Source organism: Acinetobacter sp. V102_4 (assembly GCF_031799005.1).
In the GTDB taxonomy this organism is placed as follows: domain Bacteria; phylum Pseudomonadota; class Gammaproteobacteria; order Pseudomonadales; family Moraxellaceae; genus Acinetobacter; species Acinetobacter calcoaceticus.
Genome location: NZ_JAVQNR010000049.1, coordinates 50,150 through 69,260, shown reverse-complemented (window position 1 = coordinate 69,260; position 19,111 = coordinate 50,150). Strand labels below are relative to the sequence as shown.

Genomic DNA, 19,111 nt, shown 5'->3' with positions numbered 1-19,111 from the left:
GTCAGGTTGATGATTTACCACTTAACCGCACTGCATGCGGTGTCTTACCGTGCCATCTTTTATATGCATGAATAAAACTGGCAGGTTCGGCATATCCCAACCATTCGGCAATTTGCTCAATAGAGGCTTTCGGTAAAGTCAGATATTGTTCTGCTAAAACCTGTCTGACTTCTTCACGAATTTGAATAAAGGTCATACCTTCTTGAGACAGATGACGGCGTAAGGTACGTGTATTTAAGTGCAAACGATCGGCAACCATGTCCATAGATGGCATTTCCCCTCGTACCCTCATTAACTGCTGCTGCACTAAATTAATAAATTTCTTTTGTGTTTGGCGCCTATCTAGAATTTGCCTACATTGTTCTTCAGCCGTATGCAAAATCAGGTCATTGGCCATTTGTAGTTTTTGATCTACTTTATGTGGATCGAGTAAAACAAAGTTCTTAGCCGCCCCAAACTCCGGCAGAATTCCAAACAAATCGATATAGGGTTGTACCTCAGCTTTAGGCTGGAAAGTGAAAGCCATATATTGACAAAAATTATCTTGTACCAAGTCCCGTTGCACCGTAATGAGCGCCGCGGCGTCCCGTTCAAGAATAAACTGGCGAACTGAAGGTGGTATGCCCTCATCTTCAATCTCAATCCGAATACCTTCATCTGTATCTGAAACTAGAAATCGGGTAAAAGCAAAAGTAAGTGAAAAATAGGTTAAAGCTAAATCAAGTGCTTCACGAATGCTGGCACTACTCATGAGGGCCATACCTAAAGGCCCAAATGTTGTGAAGTGATAGCGTGTACCTACATCTAAGCCTAATGTCGGTCTATCTCCAAGCTGCTCAACCAAGTTATGAATAACCTGCAATTCTTGCTGACCTGTCACCACCATATTAGGGTCAAGCAATTGCTGTTGACTGATTCCAGTCTCTTCTAAAATGGTCTGATAAGAAATGCCTGATTCCACCGCAAAATCAGCCATTAACCGAACACTATGTACACTGCGTTCAAAAGCCCATGCATACTTCACTGTATTGCTCAGAATGTCCTCGAATCACAATATTTTGTCCTCATCCATCCTCTAAATCAAGCAAATAAACGACTATTCTGCATACAGGAAATTGCGATTCTTTCGCCCACTGTTTTTAAGGATTTTAGAGCAGCCTATGTTTAATTCGTCAGCTAATTCAAATAAAAATGTACGCATCGCCATTATAGGCACTGGTTTTGGTGGTTTGGGTCTTGCGATTCGTCTCAAACAAGCCGGTTTTGAACAATTTACACTATATGAAAAAGCCGCTGATGTCGGTGGTGTCTGGCGCGATAATACTTATCCGGGTGCTGCTTGCGATGTACCGTCACATCTTTATTCTTTTTCTTTTGAGCAAGAGCTGGGTTGGAAAAACCGTTACGGCACATCTCAAGAGATTTATCAATATTTACGCCATTGCGCCGATAAATATGACATTCGCCCCCATGTTCAACTTAATACTGAAATAGCTAGTGCCGAATTTGATGCTCTGCAAGGTGTATGGCACATTCAAAGTACAACCGGTGAGCATTTTGAAGCTGAATTTTTAATAGGTGCTGTGGGCCAGCTCAATCGCCCAGCCTATCCGAAACTCAGAGGCATTGAAAACTTTAAAGGTAAGGCTTTTCACTCCGCGCGTTGGGATCATGACTACGATTTAAATGGCAAACGTGTTGCTGTAATTGGTACAGGTGCAAGTGCCATTCAGTTTGTTCCCGAAATTGCTAAACAGGTTGCTCATCTTGATGTTTATCAACGTTCGGCACCTTACGTCATTCCAAAGCCAGATCGGATTTATCAACCTTTAGAGAAAAAAGCATTCCGCAAATTACCGATTTTGCAAAGTCTAGATCGTGCCTTGCAATATGGACATCACGAAATTCGTCTGCTTGCCTTTACAACTTCTTTAAATGAAATGCCTTTGGTGGAATATCTATTCCAGCGCCATATTCGTAAAGTGGTTAAAGACTCCAAATTGCGTCACCGTTTAATGCCGGATTATCCAATTGGTTGTAAACGTATTTTAATCTCTAACCACTGGTATGAAACACTGACCCAACCTCATGTCGATGTGATTAATACTGGCATTCAAGAAATCACTGAAAATGGCATTTTAGACACGGACGGAAATCTGCGCGAAGTCGATACCATTATTTATGGTACGGGCTTTGCCGCAACGGAATTTATGGCGCCAATGCAGATTACCGGATTGGACGGACGCACCTTAAAAGACACATGGAAAGATGGTGCAGAAGCTTATCTCGGTTTAACTGTGAGCGGCTTTCCAAACTTCTTTATGCTTTATGGTCCAAATACCAATCTTGGACACAATTCAATTGTCTATATGATTGAAAGTCAGGTGAATTATATTTTAGATGCCATTCAAACACTGATAAAAAATAAGTTGTTATTCACTAATGTTCGTGCGGAAGTTCAACACGAGTTCAACCAAAACATTCAAGAAAAAATGAAGAAAACCGTATGGGCACAAGGTTGTACCAGTTGGTATCAAACTGCTGATGGCAAGAATACCAACAACTGGCCAGGTTTTACCCTTGAGTATCGTCAACGCACTCGCCGCTTTGATATTGAAAACTACACTCAGGTTTCGGCTATTTCTTAAACAAGTTTCACCATAGGAAATGAGAAAAATAAACGGAGAATTTTATGAAAACATTTAAGAACAAAGTCGCGGCTGTTACAGGTGCGGGTTCTGGTATTGGACAAGCAATTGCAATTGCACTCGCGAAACAAGGCTGCCATCTGGCACTTTCCGATATCAGTGAAGCTGGCTTAGCCAAAACTGTCGAGCAGTTATCAGCCTACCCAGTTAAAGTGACCACTCAAAAAGTTGATGTGGCTAAGCGTACTGAAATTGCAGATTGGGCAAAAGCTGTTGTAAATGAGCATGGCCAAGTTAATTTGATTTTTAATAATGCTGGTGTAGCAATTGGGAGCACGGCTGAAGGTGTGAGCTACGAAGATCTTGAATGGCTTATTGGTATTAATTTTTGGGGTGTGGTTTATGGCACCAAAGAATTCTTACCATTTTTAAAGCAAAGTGGTGATGGACATATTATTAATATTTCCAGCATGTTTGGTTTAACAGCTCAACCAACCCAAAGTGCCTATAACGCCAGTAAATTTGCTGTTCGTGGCTTTACTGAATCGCTGCGTCAAGAACTTGATATGCAAAATGCTGGGGTTAGCGCGACGTGTGTTCATCCGGGAGGTATTCGCACCAATATTGCCAAAGCTGCCCGTATGAATAATAGCGTCCAGTCTTTAGGAATGGACCCTGTTAAAAGTCAGGATGCTTTCGATAAATTACTGCGCACCCCTGCTGACGAAGCTGCTCAACAAATTTTAGAGGCTGTTCGTAAAAACCGCCGCCGTTTATTGATTGGGGCCGATGCAAAAGTCGTTGATGTAATTCAGCGTATTCTTCCACAGGGTTACCAAAAGATTTTTGCAACAGCAACCGCGTTGCAAACTCGCCTACTCAACAAATCAGCAAAATAAAAATAGTGGTCAGCATACTCTTAATTTTAAGAGATGCTGATCGATAAATGACAAGCTCTAGTATGAGTTCTTATTATGAAGCAGCTTCTTGCATGGACCATCCGTACCACGCTACGTCCAGCTTTATCCCCCAAAACACCACTAAAACTACAACGTTTTTGTAGCGATGCAGCCAGTGCTATTGTGCTTGGGCCACGTGGTTATAAAACAAAAAAGCAAACAATTGCTCAAGTGCCAACAGTTCATATTCAGCCCAAAACGACTAAGTCAGGGCTGGGTATCTTGTATTTACATGGCGGTGGCTATGTGGTTGGTAGTTCAAAAAGTCATACCAAGCTTGCCGCTCAAATCGGACATGCAGCTCAAGCTCAAGTCTGGTTACCTGAATATCGCCTCGCTCCTGAGCACTCAAGCCCCGCGGCTATTAAAGATGTAGTTGCAGTCTATCAAGCTCTACTTGCCCAAGGACAAGACCCGAAAAAACTCGTGTTTGTCGGAGATTCTGCGGGTGGCGGACTCAGTTTAAGCACCGCAATTGCTATTCGAGATGCAAAGTTACCGCTACCAGCAGCATTGGTTTTACTTTCGCCGTGGGTTGATTTAAGTCTCTCTGGAAGCACGATGAAAACCCACGCAGCTCAAGATGCAATGCTGTCTGAAGACTGGTTAGCGTGGTGTGCAAAAAACTATTGCGCGCAAAAATTAGTAATCGATCCAATCTGTTCCCCACTCTATGCTGACTTAACAGGACTACCGCCTATTTTGATTCATGTCGGTACCGAAGAAGTTTTATTAGATGATGCAAAACGCCTTGCTGAACAAGCTCAAAAATACGGCATTCCGACGAACTTTAGGATTTATGACCAAGTCGGACATGTTTTTCAGTTCCACGCAGGTATACTAAAAGAATCTAATGACTCGATTGAGCGCATTGGGCAATTCATTGATAAACATACACAGTCAATATAAAAAATATCACTAGACAGGAGCCCTCGGCATGGCAACAAACAATTATGACTATGATTACCTCATTATTGGTTCAGGCTTTGGTGGTAGTGTTTCTGCTTGCCGTCTAACTGAAAAAGGCTATTCTGTGGCCGTAATGGAAATGGGGCGTCGTTGGAAAGCCGAGGATTTTGCGAAAAATAACTGGAATTCCCGCCGCTGGATTTGGCGTCCGGGCATGAAGCTTTTCGGCTATTTCAATATGCGCTTTTTCCGCCATGTCACCATTATTTGCGGGAATGCAGTAGGTGGAGGCTCAATTACCTATGCCAACACCCTACTCGTTCCACCTGAACATATTTGGGACGAAGGCACATGGGCAGATGCTGCGGACTGGAAAAATGAAATGCCACAGCACTATGCTGAAGCCGAACGTATGCTTGGGGTGACAGATAATAAAATTTTCGGTCCTGCCGACCACATGCTTAAAAAAATGGGCGATGCAGTTGGGGTTGGACATACGTTTAAACCGACTCGTGTTGCAACCTTTTTTCCACCCGAAGGTGAACAAGGCGGCAAAACCTACCCCGACCCATATTTTAACGGTGAAGGTCCAGACCGTGCGACGTGTACCGCATGTGGCGGTTGTATGACAGGTTGTAAACACAACGCAAAAAATACTTTAGATAAAAACTATTTGTACTTTGCCGAAAAAAATGGTGCCAAGGTTTATGAAGAAACCAAAGTTGTTGATGTTAAACCACTCAATGGTAAAGCAGATGGCAGTGATGGCTATGAAGTAACCACTGAATGTTCAACCTCATGGTTTAATAAACAGCGTCGTACATGGCGAGTACGCAACGTAATTTTCTCGGCATCTTCTTTGGGTACGCAAGAGATGTTGTTCCGCTTAAAGCAATCTGGTTCTCTGCCAAATATTTCCGATGACTTGGGTAATCGAGTTCGTACTAATGCTGAGTCAATTTTAGGGGTTCGTTTCTTTGATAAAGATGTCGATATGAGTAAAGGCGTTGCCATTGGTTCAAGTATTTACATCGACCATGACACTCATATTGAAGCAACTCGTTACCAAAGTGGTTCTGATGCCATGGGTCTTATGTGTACCTACATGGCAAAAGGCAAACCGGGTTGGACACGTATTTTTTATTGGTTATGGGTATTAATTTCCCATCCATTTATCTTTCTTCGCATGAGTAATCCAGTTGGTTTTGCACGACAAACTCTCATTTTTCTCGTGATGCAAACTGCCGATGCTTCAATTAACATGCGCCTGAAACGCAACTGGTTTTGGCCTTTTGGCAAGGTTTTATCAAGTGAAGGTAAAAAGCTACCGGTTTACATTCCACAGGCCAATGTCTTTACCGAAAAAGTTGCCAAAATGTTTAATGGACATCCCATCACGACCATTACCGAGATTTTGTTTAATGTACCTTTTACCGCACACTGTATGGGTGGCTGTGCCATTGCTTCAAGCCCAGAACAAGGTGTAGTCGATGGAAAAAATCACGTTTTTAACTATAAAAACTTATATGTTGTAGATGGTTCAATGTTAGGTGCCAATTTGGGCGTTAACCCAAGTCTAACCATTACAGCTCTAGCAGAGCGTGCAATGTCTTATATTCCGGCTAAACACACTTTGGACGAACATCAGGATGATACACCAGAAGTAGAAATTATAGAGATCACGAAAGCTTCTGCTTAAAATAGAAATTTGTTTTATAAAAAAAGCCTATTTAAAAATAGGCTTTTTTTCTTTCGCTTTTTAGATTACATCGCCACAGCTTTAGCACGAGCTGCATGCAATTTTTTATAGCTCTCGATCAGACGTAAATGGCGATCAAGTCCTTCTAGTTTCATGCTTGTTGGTGTTAAACCATAGAAACGAACGCTACCATCGACAGAACCTAATACTGCCTCCATTCGTGTGTCACCAAACATACGACGGAAGTTAATCAGGTAGTCTTCAAGCTCTAGCTCATCATCTAACATGACTTCAAGCACCACGTTCATGCACTGATAGAACAAACCACGCTCAACGGTGTTAGTGTTATATTGCAGGTAAGTTTCGACTAACTCTTTTGCCTCTTCAAATTGCTGCAAAGCAACGTAAATCAACAATTTCAACTCTAAAATCGTGAGCTGTCCCCAAACTGTATTATCATCAAATTCAATGCCAATGAGTGTGGTGATTTCGGTGTAATCGTCTAACTCACACTCTTCTAAGCGTTCAACCAATGCTTCAAGTTGTTCATCATCCAAACGATGCAGATTTAAAATATCTTCGCGGAATGAAAGTGCCTTATTGGTATTGTCCCAAATCAAATCTTCAACGAGATAAATTTCTGAATAATCCGGTACTAAAATACGGCAAGCAGTCGCACCTAAGTGCTCATAGACTGCCATATAAACTTCTTTGCCTATCTCTTCGAGAATACCGAACAATGTTGCAGCTTCGTCTGCATTCGACTCTTCGCCTTCTCCAGAAAAATCCCACTCAACAAAGTCATAGTCAGATTTAGAACTAAAGAAACGCCAAGATACCAAACCGCTTGAGTCAATAAAATGCTCAACAAAGTTATTCGGTTCAGTCACCGCATTACTTTGGAAAGTCGGTTGTGGTAAATCATTTAAGCCTTCAAAACTACGACCTTGAAGCAGCTCAGTCAAACTACGCTCTAACGCAACTTCAAAACTTGGATGTGCACCAAACGATGCAAAAACACCACCCGTACGCGGGTTCATTAAAGTCACACACATTACAGGGAACTGACCACCTAATGATGCATCTTTAACTAATACAGGGAAGCCTTGCTCTTCTAAGCCTTTAATACCAGCAACGATACTTGGGTATTTTGCTAATACTTCTTCAGGAACATCCGGAAGTGCAATTTCACCTTCTAAAATTTCACGTTTAACAGCACGTTCAAAAATTTCTGACAAGCATTGAACTTGGGCTTCCGCCAAAGTGTTACCTGCACTCATACCATTACTTAAGTACAAGTTTTCAATTAAATTTGATGGGAAATAGACAACTTCATCGTCAGACTGGCGCACGAAAGGCAGCGAACAAATGCCACGCTCTACATTGCCTGAATTGGTGTCATATAAATGCGTACCGAGTAATTCATCATCTGGGTTATAAATCTCAAGACAGTATTCATCTAAGATTTCTTTAGGTAATTCACCATTTGGACCCGGTTTAAACCATTTTTCATCTGGATAATGCACAAATTCAGCATTGGCAATCTCTTCACCCCAGAACTGGTCGTTATAGAAGAAGTTACAGTTTAAACGCTCAATAAACTCGCCTAATGCAGATGCCAAAGCACTTTCTTTAGTTGCACCTTTACCATTGGTAAAACACATCGGAGACTGTGCATCGCGGATATGTAAAGACCATACATTCGGGACAATATTACGCCAAGACGCGATTTCAATCTTCATACCCAAATTTGCCAAAATGGCAGACATATTGGCAATGGTTTCTTCTAATGGCAGGTCTTTACCCTGAATATAGGTATGGCTTTCTGAAGTTAAGCTTGGCAATAACAATGCTTGCGCATCTGCATCAATGCTTTCAACTTCTTCAATAATAAACTCAGGACCAGTTTGAATGACTTTTTTAACAGTACAACGGTCGATTGAACGTAAAATCCCTTGGCGATCTTTCTCTGAAATATCAGCTGGTAATTCAATCTGAATTTTAAACGTTTGCTTGTAGCGGTTTTCAGGATCAACAATATTATTTTGCGATAAACGAATATTATCAGTTGGGATATCTCGGGCTGCACAATACACTTTTACAAAGTACGCTGCACATAATGCGGAAGATGCTAAAAAATAGTCAAATGGGCCCGGTGCCGAACCGTCACCCTTGTAGCGAATTGGTTGATCGGCAATTACCGTAAAGTCATCGAACTTAGCTTCCTGTCGAAGATTGTCGAGATAATTAACCTTGATTTCCATGCTGGCACCTAAATATTTTTATGTGTCAGCACAGACACATAAAATTCTAAATATTGAAATATAAGCCGAATCACAGCGAAGAAATTGACTTAAAAAAATGAGAGATTAAAGCCATGTGTTTAATGAACGACTCAATTGGCTTTAATAAGATTGGCGGTATTATAGAGTGATTTTGTGAAGTTGATAACTAAAGTTAAAACATTGATGCTCACAATGTTTTAACTTGTCTTTAATTTACTTAAATATTGAGCATTAAAATTTAAAGGTGTAATCAACATTCAACCGTGTTTCATTTGCCGAGTGAAATGTCATATTGCTTGGCATATCGTTGCGATAGTGAGAAAAACGAGCTCGCATGCCTAGGCCTTTTAATTTCCCTTCAGGGATTTTATAGCCTAAATCAAATTCCATCGACTCTTCTTTAAAACGCTGATCGCCATATTGCAGCAAATCAATATTTTCACCTTTTGCATAGCGGGTCATAAAGCGCAGTCCATTTAATGAAACATCCCCTAATCGTGCATTTTTAAAGTCATATTCATAACGAATCGAATAGACTTTTTCGTCTTTATTTGAGTAGTCCGAACTCATAAAATCAAGCACGACTGGACTTTCTGTTCCTGACAAAAATGGCAGACCAGTTGAACCAAATGACTGCATATAGCCCAAAGAAACAGTATGATTTTGATAGTTCAAACCAAATAAACCACTCATATGGCGGTTATCGACCTCTCCTATTTTTTTGCTTCCAGTTTCTTCACTATTAAAAAAACGCACGTCACTTAAAAAATTAAGCTGGTCATTTAAAGGCTGTTTTCCGTTAAAACCCAAAAATTGTTGCTGGTAAATGTCTTTGAGTTCAGCATGGTAGGCACGTAAACGGTAATCCTTTAACTGATAACTTCCTCCCAGCGTGTAAAAAGAATCAGTGGTTGCCGCCTTGTCAAAACGACGGTTGATATTGTCCGTTCCAACGTCTGTAAAGCGAATTGAATCGCGTTGACGCACTTCGTCAACATAAAATCCTTCAAGTTGAAGATTTGGAATTTCATTTGAAACAAAGCGAATACCGCGATAAGTCTGGGGGAACAAACGCGCTGGCGATGAAAATATGGTCGGTAATTGTGGAACTAAATCCCCTACAAAAAGCTCATTTTTTCTAAATTTAGCCTTCCCTGTAATACCAATTTTTCCATAATAATCGTCACGCGAGTTATCAGTATTGACGGGTAATAAGCCACTACGTGCATAGTCATCAGCGCGACTTCCCATCAGGTTAAAACCCGCCATTGCCAGCACATCAACACCGAATCCAACTGTTCCTTCGGTATAACCAGACTGCCCTTTAAAAATTAGACCCTGCGCCCAATCTCTGGCTGCGGTATAGGGATATGGGTCTTTTTTATAGTCTCGGTCAAAGTAAAAATTACGAAGTGTCAGCTCAGCTTTACTGTCTGAAATAAACTCGGCATGCACAACTTGACTAAATAATGGGCACAAGCATACCCCCACCCACAATGGTGTCTTTTTCATTTTTTATCTCAACTATTTAATTTTTAATGGTTTAAGGTGCTGTTTTAAGCGAGTAGTTTTGCTCTTTTTTACTTCGGTAAAAAGCGCTGCCCAGACTTAAAATCAGGAAAATAGCTAAAATAAAGACCACACCGTAATAGGCATAAAGCGTTGCGGGCGCAATACCTTTATCCAGAAAAATACCTGCAATCGTTGGCGATAAAATTGCCCCAATACGGCCAAAACCAATGGCATAACCCACACCGCGACTACGGATTTCAGCGCCATAAATTGTTGGAGAAATAGAATATAGACCTGCCACACAGCCATTAATAAGTGTGCCGAGTAATAACCCCACCATGAGTGCGACACTCACTTGAGACGAGACTGCGACAAATAGAAAAACACAAGCAGACGTTAGCCCTAAAAATAGGCTTAAAGCATAGAAAATTTTTATGCGTGATGCGAGTAAACCAATAATAGCTGCACCGAAAATACCGCCAATACTAATTAAAATACCGGTACTTACCCCTTGCTCTGGTGACATTCCCATTGAAATAAGAATTTTTGGTGTCCAGCTCATGACAAAGTAAAAGCCAAACATCACTAAAAAGAATGCAAACCAAAGGCAAAGTGTTTGAAATCCCAGTTGTCCGGCAAATAATTTGCTGAGTTCACTGCCATTTTGCGTGCTCATTTTTTCATAGCGCGGCATAACTGATAGTTCGTTAAGCCCCATGCGGTTTACAGTTGTATTGATTCGTTCCAATGCCTGTTTTGGTCGTTTCGCGAGTAAGTAATCTAAAGATTCAGGCAATAACCATACGCTGATCAGCAACATTGCAATGGTGGTGATTCCACCTGCTAAAAAGATTGAACGCCAGCCTAAATGTTCAATCAATGCCAGTGATAGTACTCCGCCCAGTGTCGCGCCAATTCCATAACCTGTAGACATTAAGCTAACTGCGAGACTGCGCCAGCGAGCATTGGCATATTCACTTGCTAAAACATTACTGCTAGCAAGAATGCCACCCACCCCAATTCCGGTAATAAACCGCAGTGCTGCCAACATGCCGTGGCTTTGTACAAAAGCACAGCCCAACATGCTAAGACCTGCGATCACAAGACAAACTAAGATGAGTAAACGGCGACCGATTTTATCAGCTAACGGTGCAAGAAAAATTGAACCAGCAGCCATTCCAAAAAGACCGGAACTGAGCAACAAGCCAATTTGTGCACCTGAAAGTGACCACTCTGCTGACACGGATGGTGCGGTAAATGCCATTACCATCACGTCAAAGCCATCAATAATATTAAGACAAATACAGATCAAAATGACGAACCATTGGTAGCGGCTCATATTATTTTGATTGATCTCACTCAGCACGTCTCTTTCCATTTGTGTATCTCCCTTGGATAAGACATACACACGACATTGCTGATATAAGCGATTGGGTGGTTATGCACATCCGTATCCATAATGACCTAGAGGAATATTTGTTTTTTGAGCATCCTGCTCTTTTTCTATACTGAATATTTGGATCCAAAAAATCAACAATATTTTTAAAATTTAATTCAACAACCAACAATACATTGAAAAATATATCTATAATTTATTAATAAATGTTTAAAACAAAAATATGGATCCACAAATTATTTACCCATTTTCAAATCGGCTATTCGAAAAACGATCCAACTTCAGCTTAGAATTGAACAATATGGATCCAATTAAAAAATAAAAATCTAAACCAGCAATCATCTCAAGATTCCACAAAACCGATAAAACACTAGAATACAGAATCTAAAAAGAACAATATTTCTTAAAAAATATACTGCTTATCAATTGACCAATATTTTTATTTACTATAAATTGGATCCAATAAGTGATAAGGAGTCATCACAATGTTTATTAAAAATGCATGGTATGTTGCCTGCCGTCCAGAAGAAATCCAAGACAAACCACTAGGTCGCACCATCTGTGGCGAAAAAATCGTTTTTTACCGTGGTAAAGAAAATCAAGTTGCAGCCGTCGAAGATTTTTGTCCGCATCGTGGTGCCCCACTTTCACTAGGTTATGTCGAAGATGGAAACCTCGTATGTGGTTATCATGGTTTAGTCATGAGCTGTGATGGAAAAACCGTTTCAATGCCAGCCCAACGCGTAAATGGTTTCCCTTGCAACAAAGCATATGCAGTTGTTGAAAAGTTTGGTTTTATTTGGATATGGCCAGGCGAAAAGGCTTTAGCAGATGAAGCAAAACTGCCAACTTTAGAATGGGCAGATCATCCTGAATGGAGCTATGGCGGAGGTCTGTTTCACATTCAGTGCGACTATCGCCTCATGGTCGATAACCTGATGGATTTAACCCACGAAACCTATGTTCACTCAAGCAGCATCGGACAAAAAGAAATTGATGAATCATTACCAATCACTAAAGTTGATGGTGACCATGTCATTACTGAACGTTACATGGAAAATGTGATCGCACCTCCATTTTGGCAAATGGCCCTTCGTGGCAACCACTTGGCAGATGATGTCCCTGTTGACCGTTGGCAACGTTGTCACTTCTTTGCCCCAAGTAATGTGCATATTGAAGTCGGTGTGGCACATGCTGGACATGGCGGTTATGACGCACCAAAAGACAAAAAAGTTTCGTCAATTGTCGTGGACTTTATTACTCCAGAAACTGAAACCTCACATTGGTATTTCTGGGGAATGGCACGCAACTTCCAGCCAGATAATGCTGAACTTACCGATCAAATTCGTGAAGGCCAAGGCAAAATCTTTACTGAAGATTTAGAAATGCTGGAGCAACAGCAGCAAAATATTTTGAACAATCCACATCGCAAGTTACTGATGCTTAACATCGACGCAGGCGGTGTACAGTCTCGTAAGGTGATTGAGCGACTACTTGCCGAAGAAAATAAAACGCCTCCTGAAACATCCGCACAAAAGTTTCCAAACATTCGGATTATTTAAAGGAGCATGAACATGGACGTTATTATTCAAAAAATTCACCAGCTGACCCCGACCATTCGTGCCTTTGAACTGATTGCAGCAAATGGTATGGAGCTACCGAGTTTTGATGCAGGTGCTCATATTGATGTGCATCTTAAAAACGGCCTAACCCGTCAATATTCAATTTCAAACTGTTGCAGTGAAAAGCATCGTTATGTGATTGGTGTTTTACATGATGCCAATTCACGCGGTGGGTCACGCTGTATCCATACTGAATATCGTGAAGGTGACCACTTAAAGATTGGTGAACCACGTAATTTATTTGAAATTCATCCTCAAACAAAACAGGCGGTTTTATTTGCTGGTGGTATTGGCATTACCCCCATTTTATCGATGGCGTATCGGCTTAAATCGGCCAATGTTCCTTTCGAATTACACTACTTTGTCCGTAGTCATGAAATGATTGCCTTCTATGGCAATTTAACCGAGCATTTTGGTGATCAAGTTCATTTTCATATTCAAGATCAGCCAGATACCGAATGTAATATGGCAGAGGTTTTAGGTCAGAGTTCACCAGATAGACACTTATATGTGTGTGGGCCTACAGGGTTTATGCAGTTTGTCATGAGCTCAGCCGAGCAAGCGAATTGGCATAGCGAGCAACTACATCAAGAGCACTTTGTCGCTCAAAAAGCAGATACTTCAAACAACGAAGCATTTACTATTGAAGTTAAAGGTACAGGCCGCCGAATTGAAGTATTACCGGAGCAAACTGCTACTGAAGCATTAATTGCAAATGGGTTTGATATTCCTGTTTCGTGTGAGCAAGGTATTTGCGGTACGTGTATTACCCGCGTTGTAGAAGGCACACCAGATCATCGCGATATGTTTATGACCGAAGATGAACATGCGCTGAACGATCAGTTTACGCCCTGCTGTTCTCGTGCAAAAACCAAAAATCTTGTGATTGAGCTTTAATAGTTAAGTTCCTTTATTCAAAAATAGAGGAACTTATTTCACCTTAAGCACTAAGAACATTTCTTAGCGTTTCACCTAAAATCACTACACTACTGTGCTCACGCATTAAGGTTTCAGCACGCCCTGCCTGACGATGTGTCAACGCATCGAAAATCGAACAATGCTGTAAATGTGCATAGTGCAAACGACGATATTCCGACAAAGCTTGCTTCTCATCATAGGTAATGGCTTGAGCAGAAGCCATCGGCAATTGATTGTTTTTTGCTAAAGCTTGTATGAGCGCTACATTTTGCGCGCCCTCAATAATCGTGTCATGAAAAATGACATTAAAATGATGGTAACGTTCCAGTTCGGTATCGCCAAACTCGTCTTTTTCATTAAAGAGTTTTTCAGTTTCTTGAATGCAATGTTGGAGGGTCTTTTTCTGCTCTTCACTTAAGCCTTGTTCTGCCAAAGTTTTCGCAGCCAATCCTTCAAGCACACCCCGCACTTCAAGCGCATCATGAACCAGTTGTTCTGAAATTTCACGGACGGTGTAGCCACGGGTTGGGTTCTTGATGAGAAGACCTTCTTGTTCGAGCAACCGAAATGCAATACGAACAGGCTGTCTCGAAACCCCAAGTAACTCGGCAGTGGGAATCTCAGCAATTCTGGCACCACCTTCAAGTTCCCCTGAAATAATCATTTTTCTTAATTTAAGTAAAACTTGTTGCCCTGAAGACATTTGCTGCCACACATTGTCAAAAACGTCACTTCGATGCTAACAAGTTCATTTGCAAAATGAAATAAATTTTCTGTGTGAATCAGTGCTTAGGAATTTAGTTCCCCCCAAAAGCCCATTTATTTAAAGGCTTTTAAGATTATTCACCATGATATCGAGGTTATTACGAATTAAATAAGCCAGATTGATATCAATGCCTTCAAGCATCTTTTCTTCAACTTTTAATACAACTTCATTGCATTTATTGAGTTTTTCAACACCACTTTCGGTGAGTGTAATTAAAATACGGCGGCCATGCGTAGGGTCAGGTTTCTTCTCAATCCAGCCATTCACCAGCAAATCTTGCAGAATTTTATTGGCAGATTGCGGCTTAATAAAAGAACGTTCAGCAAGTTTGGCATTGGATACATTACTTTTTGAAGCTAAAACAGAAAGCGCAGTAAATTGCGGCAAGGTAATCTCAAGCTCTTTTAAATGTTCTGTTAAATGTTTACTAATAATTCGGTCAACACGAGCAATCATGTAACTTAACTTAGGCTCATCTTCTACTTTTTTTTGAACTGAATTCGAACGTACCATAACCTTTCATTCATCATAAGAAAATCTGTAGTGAAAGTATGAGGCGCCAACCCCATACTTTCGTTAAAACTTAGCGAGCACCTGAGCTTTGTACTAAATGTACAGGCTGTTTAGGTTTTTTGACAAGAAGTAATGCAGAGATCGCTGCAATTAAAATCACTGGGATGCTTGAACCAATCACAATGGTCGAGCTTTGTCCAAGTGAAAGTAAAAAACCAGCCATTAAAGGTCCGGCAAAAGAACCAATACGGCCAATTGCAACCGCCGCACCAACTCCGGTTCCACGCATTTCTGTTGGATAATACATTGCTGCCAGACCGTACAATGCCGATTGTCCGCCCACAATGAATAAACCACAGCCCACTGCCGAAAGTGCCAGTAATGCAACGGTTGGAGAAATTGCCAAGCAACAAAGTGAGAATAAAATGCCAAGATAAATCAGCTTAATCACAAAACTCATGCGTAATTTATCAAGCAATACACCCATTAAGATTGAACCTAAGATTCCACCAACGTTGTAGCCCATCTGTACATAATTTGCTTGTAGCTTCGATAAGCCTTGCGCACCCATCAGTAACGGCAACCAGTTTAACAAGAAGTACAGGACCACTAAGGTACAGAAGAAACTCACCCAAAGCTGAATGGTCGACATGCGGCGTTCTTTAGCAAATAAAACTTCAAAGAATGGGGTCGTTTTTTGCGCTTGAACTTTACGTTGCAGGTAATCATTTGATTCAGGTAAAAAGCGCATGATGAGTGGAATTAACAAAATAGGCGCAATCCCACCAATATAGAAAATATGACGCCACTCTGCATCACCCGCCAACGACATGGCAACCACAGAAGTGAGTAATCCACCAAAAGGAATGCCGCTATACATGACACTTACCGCTTTGCCCTTGTGCTGGTCAGGCACAGCTTCAGAGGCAAGTGTAATCATCATCGGGAGTGCCCCGCCCATTCCCAAACCGGTACAAAAACGGATGAGTAACAGCAAACTGAAGTTAGCAGCATATGCTGTTAGCAAAGACATAATTCCAAAAAGCAGAATACTAAAAATCAGAATTTTCTTACGCCCGACAATATCTGCAAATCTACCGCCTAATATTGCACCCGGTAGTGTTCCTAAAATTGCAGCACTAAATGCCCATGCCATCTGGCCATTATCCAACATAAACTCAGCCCGCATTCGTGGAGCGGCTACCCCCATTGATTGAAGATCAAAACCTTCAAAAATTGCGATTGCAAAACAAAGTAGTAACGTAATCTTTGCTCTTGCAGACTGTCCTAATATCTTTTCCATTGTGTTGTCCTTTATTGACTAGTCGTTCCATTTAGCCCTTTGTGTATTGTTGTTTAAACACACCAAAATATCAGTTAAACTTACTAAAAAATCAACATATTTTTATATAAAATTATTTATTAAATTAATTTTTATTTAAAATACATACAATTATAAAATAATTATTAAATTTTAGAAAAAAGACTTGAATGTAAGTTTAACTGATATTAAATTAAATCTCAGAACATCACAAAATCATTCAAGGAGTATGAAGATGACTTATGAAAATCGCTGGGAAACCGTAGATGTTAAAGTTGAAGATGGAATTGCTTGGGTCACACTAAATCGCCCAGAAAAGAAAAATGCCATGAGTCCTACACTCAATCGTGAAATGATTGATGTGCTTGAAGCCATAGAACTTGATCAAAATGCACGTGTTTTAGTGTTAACTGGTGCGGGTGACTCTTGGACAGCCGGCATGGACTTGAAAGAATATTTCCGCGAAGTCGACACTCAGCCTGAAATTTATCAAGAACGTATTCGCCGTGACTCATGTCGTTGGCAGTGGCAACTTCTTCGTATGTATTCAAAACCAACCATTGCAATGGTTAACGGCTGGTGTTTCGGAGGTGGTTTCTCACCATTAGTGGCGTGTGATCTTGCGATTGCAGCAGATGAAGCAACCTTTGGTTTATCTGAAATTAACTGGGGTATCCCACCGGGTAACCTTGTAAGTAAAGCAATGGCCGATACCGTAGGTCACCGTGCATCTTTGTACTACATCATGACGGGTAAAACCTTTAGTGGTAAAGAAGCCGAAACTATGGGACTGGTAAATAAAAGCGTACCACTTGAACAGCTAAAAGCAGAAGTAACCGAGCTTGCAAATTGCCTACTTGAGAAAAACCCTGTAGTGCTTCGTACTGCTAAAAACGGCTTTAAGCGTTGCCGTGAACTCACTTGGGACCAAAACGAAGACTACTTATATGCCAAACTTGATCAATGTATCCATCGTGATACTGAAAATGGTCGCCAAGAAGGTTTGAAACAATTTTTAGATGAAAAATCAATTAAACCGGGTTTACAGAGCTATAAACGTACTGGTTAACTTTTGATTCTTTAATGGCAATGTAAGGACACAACCCATGCAAAATGTACAGTTACTTATTCACGGTCAATCTGTTGATGCATCAAATCAGGCAACTTTTGAGCGTATTAGCCCCATTGATGGATCAGTGGCAAGCAAAGCTGCTGCTGCAACTTTGGACGATGTTGATCGTGCAATCGAATCGGCGCAACAAGCTTTTAAAGTATGGTCGAAGCTCTCGCCTACCGAACGCCGTTTACGTTTGTTAAAAGCAGCCGATTTAATGGACCAAAAGACCGAGCAATTCATTGAAACTGGAATGCAAGAGACAGGTTCAACTGCGACATGGTATGGGTTTAACGTTCACCTTGCTGCAAACATGTTACGTGAAGCAGCGGCAATGACCACACAAATTGACGGAAGCCTCATTCCGTCAGATGTGCCGGGCAATCTTGCGATGGGTGTGCGAGTTCCTTGCGGTGTGATTGTAGGGATTGCACCTTGGAACGCCCCTGTCATTTTGGCAACACGTGCGCTTGCTATGCCTTTGGCTTGTGGTAACACGGTAGTGTTAAAAGCCTCGGAAGCCTGCCCAGCAACACATCGTCTCATTGGTGAAGTGTTACATGAAGCGGGTCTAGGTGAAGGTGTGGTGAATGTAATTACGCATGCAGCCGAAGATGCACCACAAATCGTGGAGCGCTTAGTGTCTCATCCAGCCGTGAAGCGCATTAATTTTACGGGTTCAACCAAAGTCGGAAAAATTATTGCCGAGACTGCTGCTAAATATTTAAAACCAGTTTTACTCGAATTGGGTGGCAAAGCCCCTGTCGTGGTTTTAAACGAGGCCGACATTAATGAAGCAGTAAATGCCATCGCTTTTGGAGCGTTCTTTAATCAGGGACAAATTTGCATGTCGACCGAACGTGTTTTGGTTCAAGACAAAATTGCCGACCAGTTTATTGAAAAGCTGATTGAGAAAACCCGCTCTATTCAGGCAGGTAATCCAACTTCAAAAGACAATGTGCTGGGTGTTTTAGAAAGTCGCCGTGCTGCAAACCGTATTCAGCATTTGCTAGAAGATGCTCAAAACAAAGGTGCTGACTTACCTTTAGGTATTCATATTGAAGACACCACCATGCAACCGACACTGGTGCTCAATATTAAACCTGACATGTTGCTTTACCGCGAAGAATCGTTTGGGCCTGTCTGCACAGTTCAACGTTTTGCAACCGTTGAAGAAGGCGTAGCACTGGCAAATGACAGCGAGTTCGGTCTTTCTTCAGCAGTGTTTAGCCAGAATATTTCGCAGGCATTGGAAGTGGCTAAACAGATTGATTCAGGTATTTGTCATATTAACGGCGCGACCGTACATGACGAAGCTCAAATGCCATTTGGCGGAACAAAATCGAGTGGCTACGGACGTTTTGGTAGTAAAGTCTCTGTTGCCGAATTTACCGAACTACGCTGGATTACCATTCAAACCCAATCACGTCATTACCCGATTTAGTCAGG

The 19,111-nt window shown here is 41.2% G+C and carries 15 protein-coding genes; 8 read left to right on the top strand and 7 right to left on the bottom strand.

Annotation, left to right across the window (positions count from 1 at the left end; genetic code table 11):
• Position 1 precedes the first annotated feature (1 nt).
• The gene (locus tag RMB13_RS13785; RefSeq protein ID WP_311085510.1) at positions 2-1,024 is read right to left on the bottom strand and encodes an AraC family transcriptional regulator; all 1,023 of its coding nucleotides are present in this window, start codon (positions 1,022-1,024) and stop codon (positions 2-4) included.
• Between the two features lie 136 nt (positions 1,025-1,160).
• Here RMB13_RS13785 and RMB13_RS13780 point away from each other — a divergent pair, with 136 nt between their 5' ends.
• The 4 genes from RMB13_RS13780 (at position 1,161) to RMB13_RS13765 (ending at position 6,215) form a co-directional block, all read left to right on the top strand.
• The gene (locus RMB13_RS13780; RefSeq protein WP_311085509.1) at positions 1,161-2,648 is read left to right on the top strand and encodes an NAD(P)/FAD-dependent oxidoreductase; all 1,488 of its coding nucleotides are present in this window, start codon (positions 1,161-1,163) and stop codon (positions 2,646-2,648) included.
• Positions 2,649-2,692: 44 nt separating this feature from the next.
• Positions 2,693-3,547, top strand: coding sequence for an SDR family oxidoreductase (locus RMB13_RS13775; protein WP_080026564.1), 855 nt, complete (start codon positions 2,693-2,695; stop codon positions 3,545-3,547).
• A 75-nt stretch (positions 3,548-3,622) separates the two neighbouring features.
• A complete protein-coding gene (locus RMB13_RS13770) occupies positions 3,623-4,516 on the top strand; it encodes an alpha/beta hydrolase (protein WP_005041987.1) in 894 nt (297 codons plus the stop codon).
• Between the two features lie 28 nt (positions 4,517-4,544).
• Positions 4,545-6,215 carry a GMC family oxidoreductase gene (locus RMB13_RS13765; RefSeq protein WP_311085508.1) on the top strand — a complete coding sequence of 557 codons (1,671 nt, stop codon included), beginning with the start codon at positions 4,545-4,547 and terminating at the stop codon, positions 6,213-6,215.
• 65 nt (positions 6,216-6,280) lie between these two features.
• On the opposite strand, the gene RMB13_RS13760 is transcribed toward RMB13_RS13765, so the two are convergent.
• From RMB13_RS13760 to RMB13_RS13750, 3 genes are all read right to left on the bottom strand, one after another.
• Positions 6,281-8,479 (bottom strand): OsmC domain/YcaO domain-containing protein, encoded by a 2,199-nt coding sequence (locus tag RMB13_RS13760; protein ID WP_311085507.1) that lies wholly within the window; start codon positions 8,477-8,479, stop codon positions 6,281-6,283.
• 252 nt (positions 8,480-8,731) lie between these two features.
• Positions 8,732-10,012, bottom strand: a complete 1,281-nt coding sequence (locus RMB13_RS13755; RefSeq protein WP_311085506.1) for an OprD family outer membrane porin — start codon at positions 10,010-10,012, stop codon at positions 8,732-8,734.
• 31 nt (positions 10,013-10,043) lie between these two features.
• Positions 10,044-11,390, bottom strand: a complete 1,347-nt coding sequence (locus RMB13_RS13750; protein ID WP_311085505.1) for an MFS transporter — start codon at positions 11,388-11,390, stop codon at positions 10,044-10,046.
• 503 nt (positions 11,391-11,893) lie between these two features.
• Between RMB13_RS13750 and RMB13_RS13745 the strand changes: the two genes are divergently transcribed.
• Both RMB13_RS13745 and RMB13_RS13740 read left to right on the top strand, forming a co-directional pair.
• The gene (locus RMB13_RS13745; RefSeq protein WP_311085504.1) at positions 11,894-12,970 is read left to right on the top strand and encodes an aromatic ring-hydroxylating dioxygenase subunit alpha; all 1,077 of its coding nucleotides are present in this window, start codon (positions 11,894-11,896) and stop codon (positions 12,968-12,970) included.
• Positions 12,971-12,982: 12 nt separating this feature from the next.
• The gene (locus tag RMB13_RS13740) at positions 12,983-13,927 is read left to right on the top strand and encodes a PDR/VanB family oxidoreductase (protein WP_311085503.1); all 945 of its coding nucleotides are present in this window, start codon (positions 12,983-12,985) and stop codon (positions 13,925-13,927) included.
• Between the two features lie 43 nt (positions 13,928-13,970).
• Here the strand turns inward: RMB13_RS13740 and RMB13_RS13735 are convergent, their stop codons facing one another.
• The 3 genes from RMB13_RS13735 to mhpT form a co-directional block, all read right to left on the bottom strand.
• Positions 13,971-14,663 carry a GntR family transcriptional regulator gene (locus RMB13_RS13735; protein WP_080632039.1) on the bottom strand — a complete coding sequence of 231 codons (693 nt, stop codon included), beginning with the start codon at positions 14,661-14,663 and terminating at the stop codon, positions 13,971-13,973.
• Between the two features lie 108 nt (positions 14,664-14,771).
• The gene (locus RMB13_RS13730; RefSeq protein WP_151745196.1) at positions 14,772-15,227 is read right to left on the bottom strand and encodes a MarR family winged helix-turn-helix transcriptional regulator; all 456 of its coding nucleotides are present in this window, start codon (positions 15,225-15,227) and stop codon (positions 14,772-14,774) included.
• Between the two features lie 70 nt (positions 15,228-15,297).
• Positions 15,298-16,530, bottom strand: a complete 1,233-nt coding sequence (mhpT, locus tag RMB13_RS13725; protein ID WP_231763827.1) for a 3-(3-hydroxy-phenyl)propionate transporter MhpT — start codon at positions 16,528-16,530, stop codon at positions 15,298-15,300.
• Between the two features lie 247 nt (positions 16,531-16,777).
• Here mhpT and RMB13_RS13720 point away from each other — a divergent pair, with 247 nt between their 5' ends.
• Together RMB13_RS13720 and RMB13_RS13715 are read left to right on the top strand one after the other, a co-directional pair.
• Complete coding sequence (locus RMB13_RS13720; RefSeq protein WP_171058526.1) at positions 16,778-17,617, top strand: p-hydroxycinnamoyl CoA hydratase/lyase; 840 nt, start codon at positions 16,778-16,780, stop codon at positions 17,615-17,617.
• A gap of 37 nt (positions 17,618-17,654) precedes the next feature.
• Complete coding sequence (locus RMB13_RS13715; protein WP_311085502.1) at positions 17,655-19,106, top strand: aldehyde dehydrogenase; 1,452 nt, start codon at positions 17,655-17,657, stop codon at positions 19,104-19,106.
• The last annotated feature ends 5 nt before the right edge of the window (positions 19,107-19,111 follow it).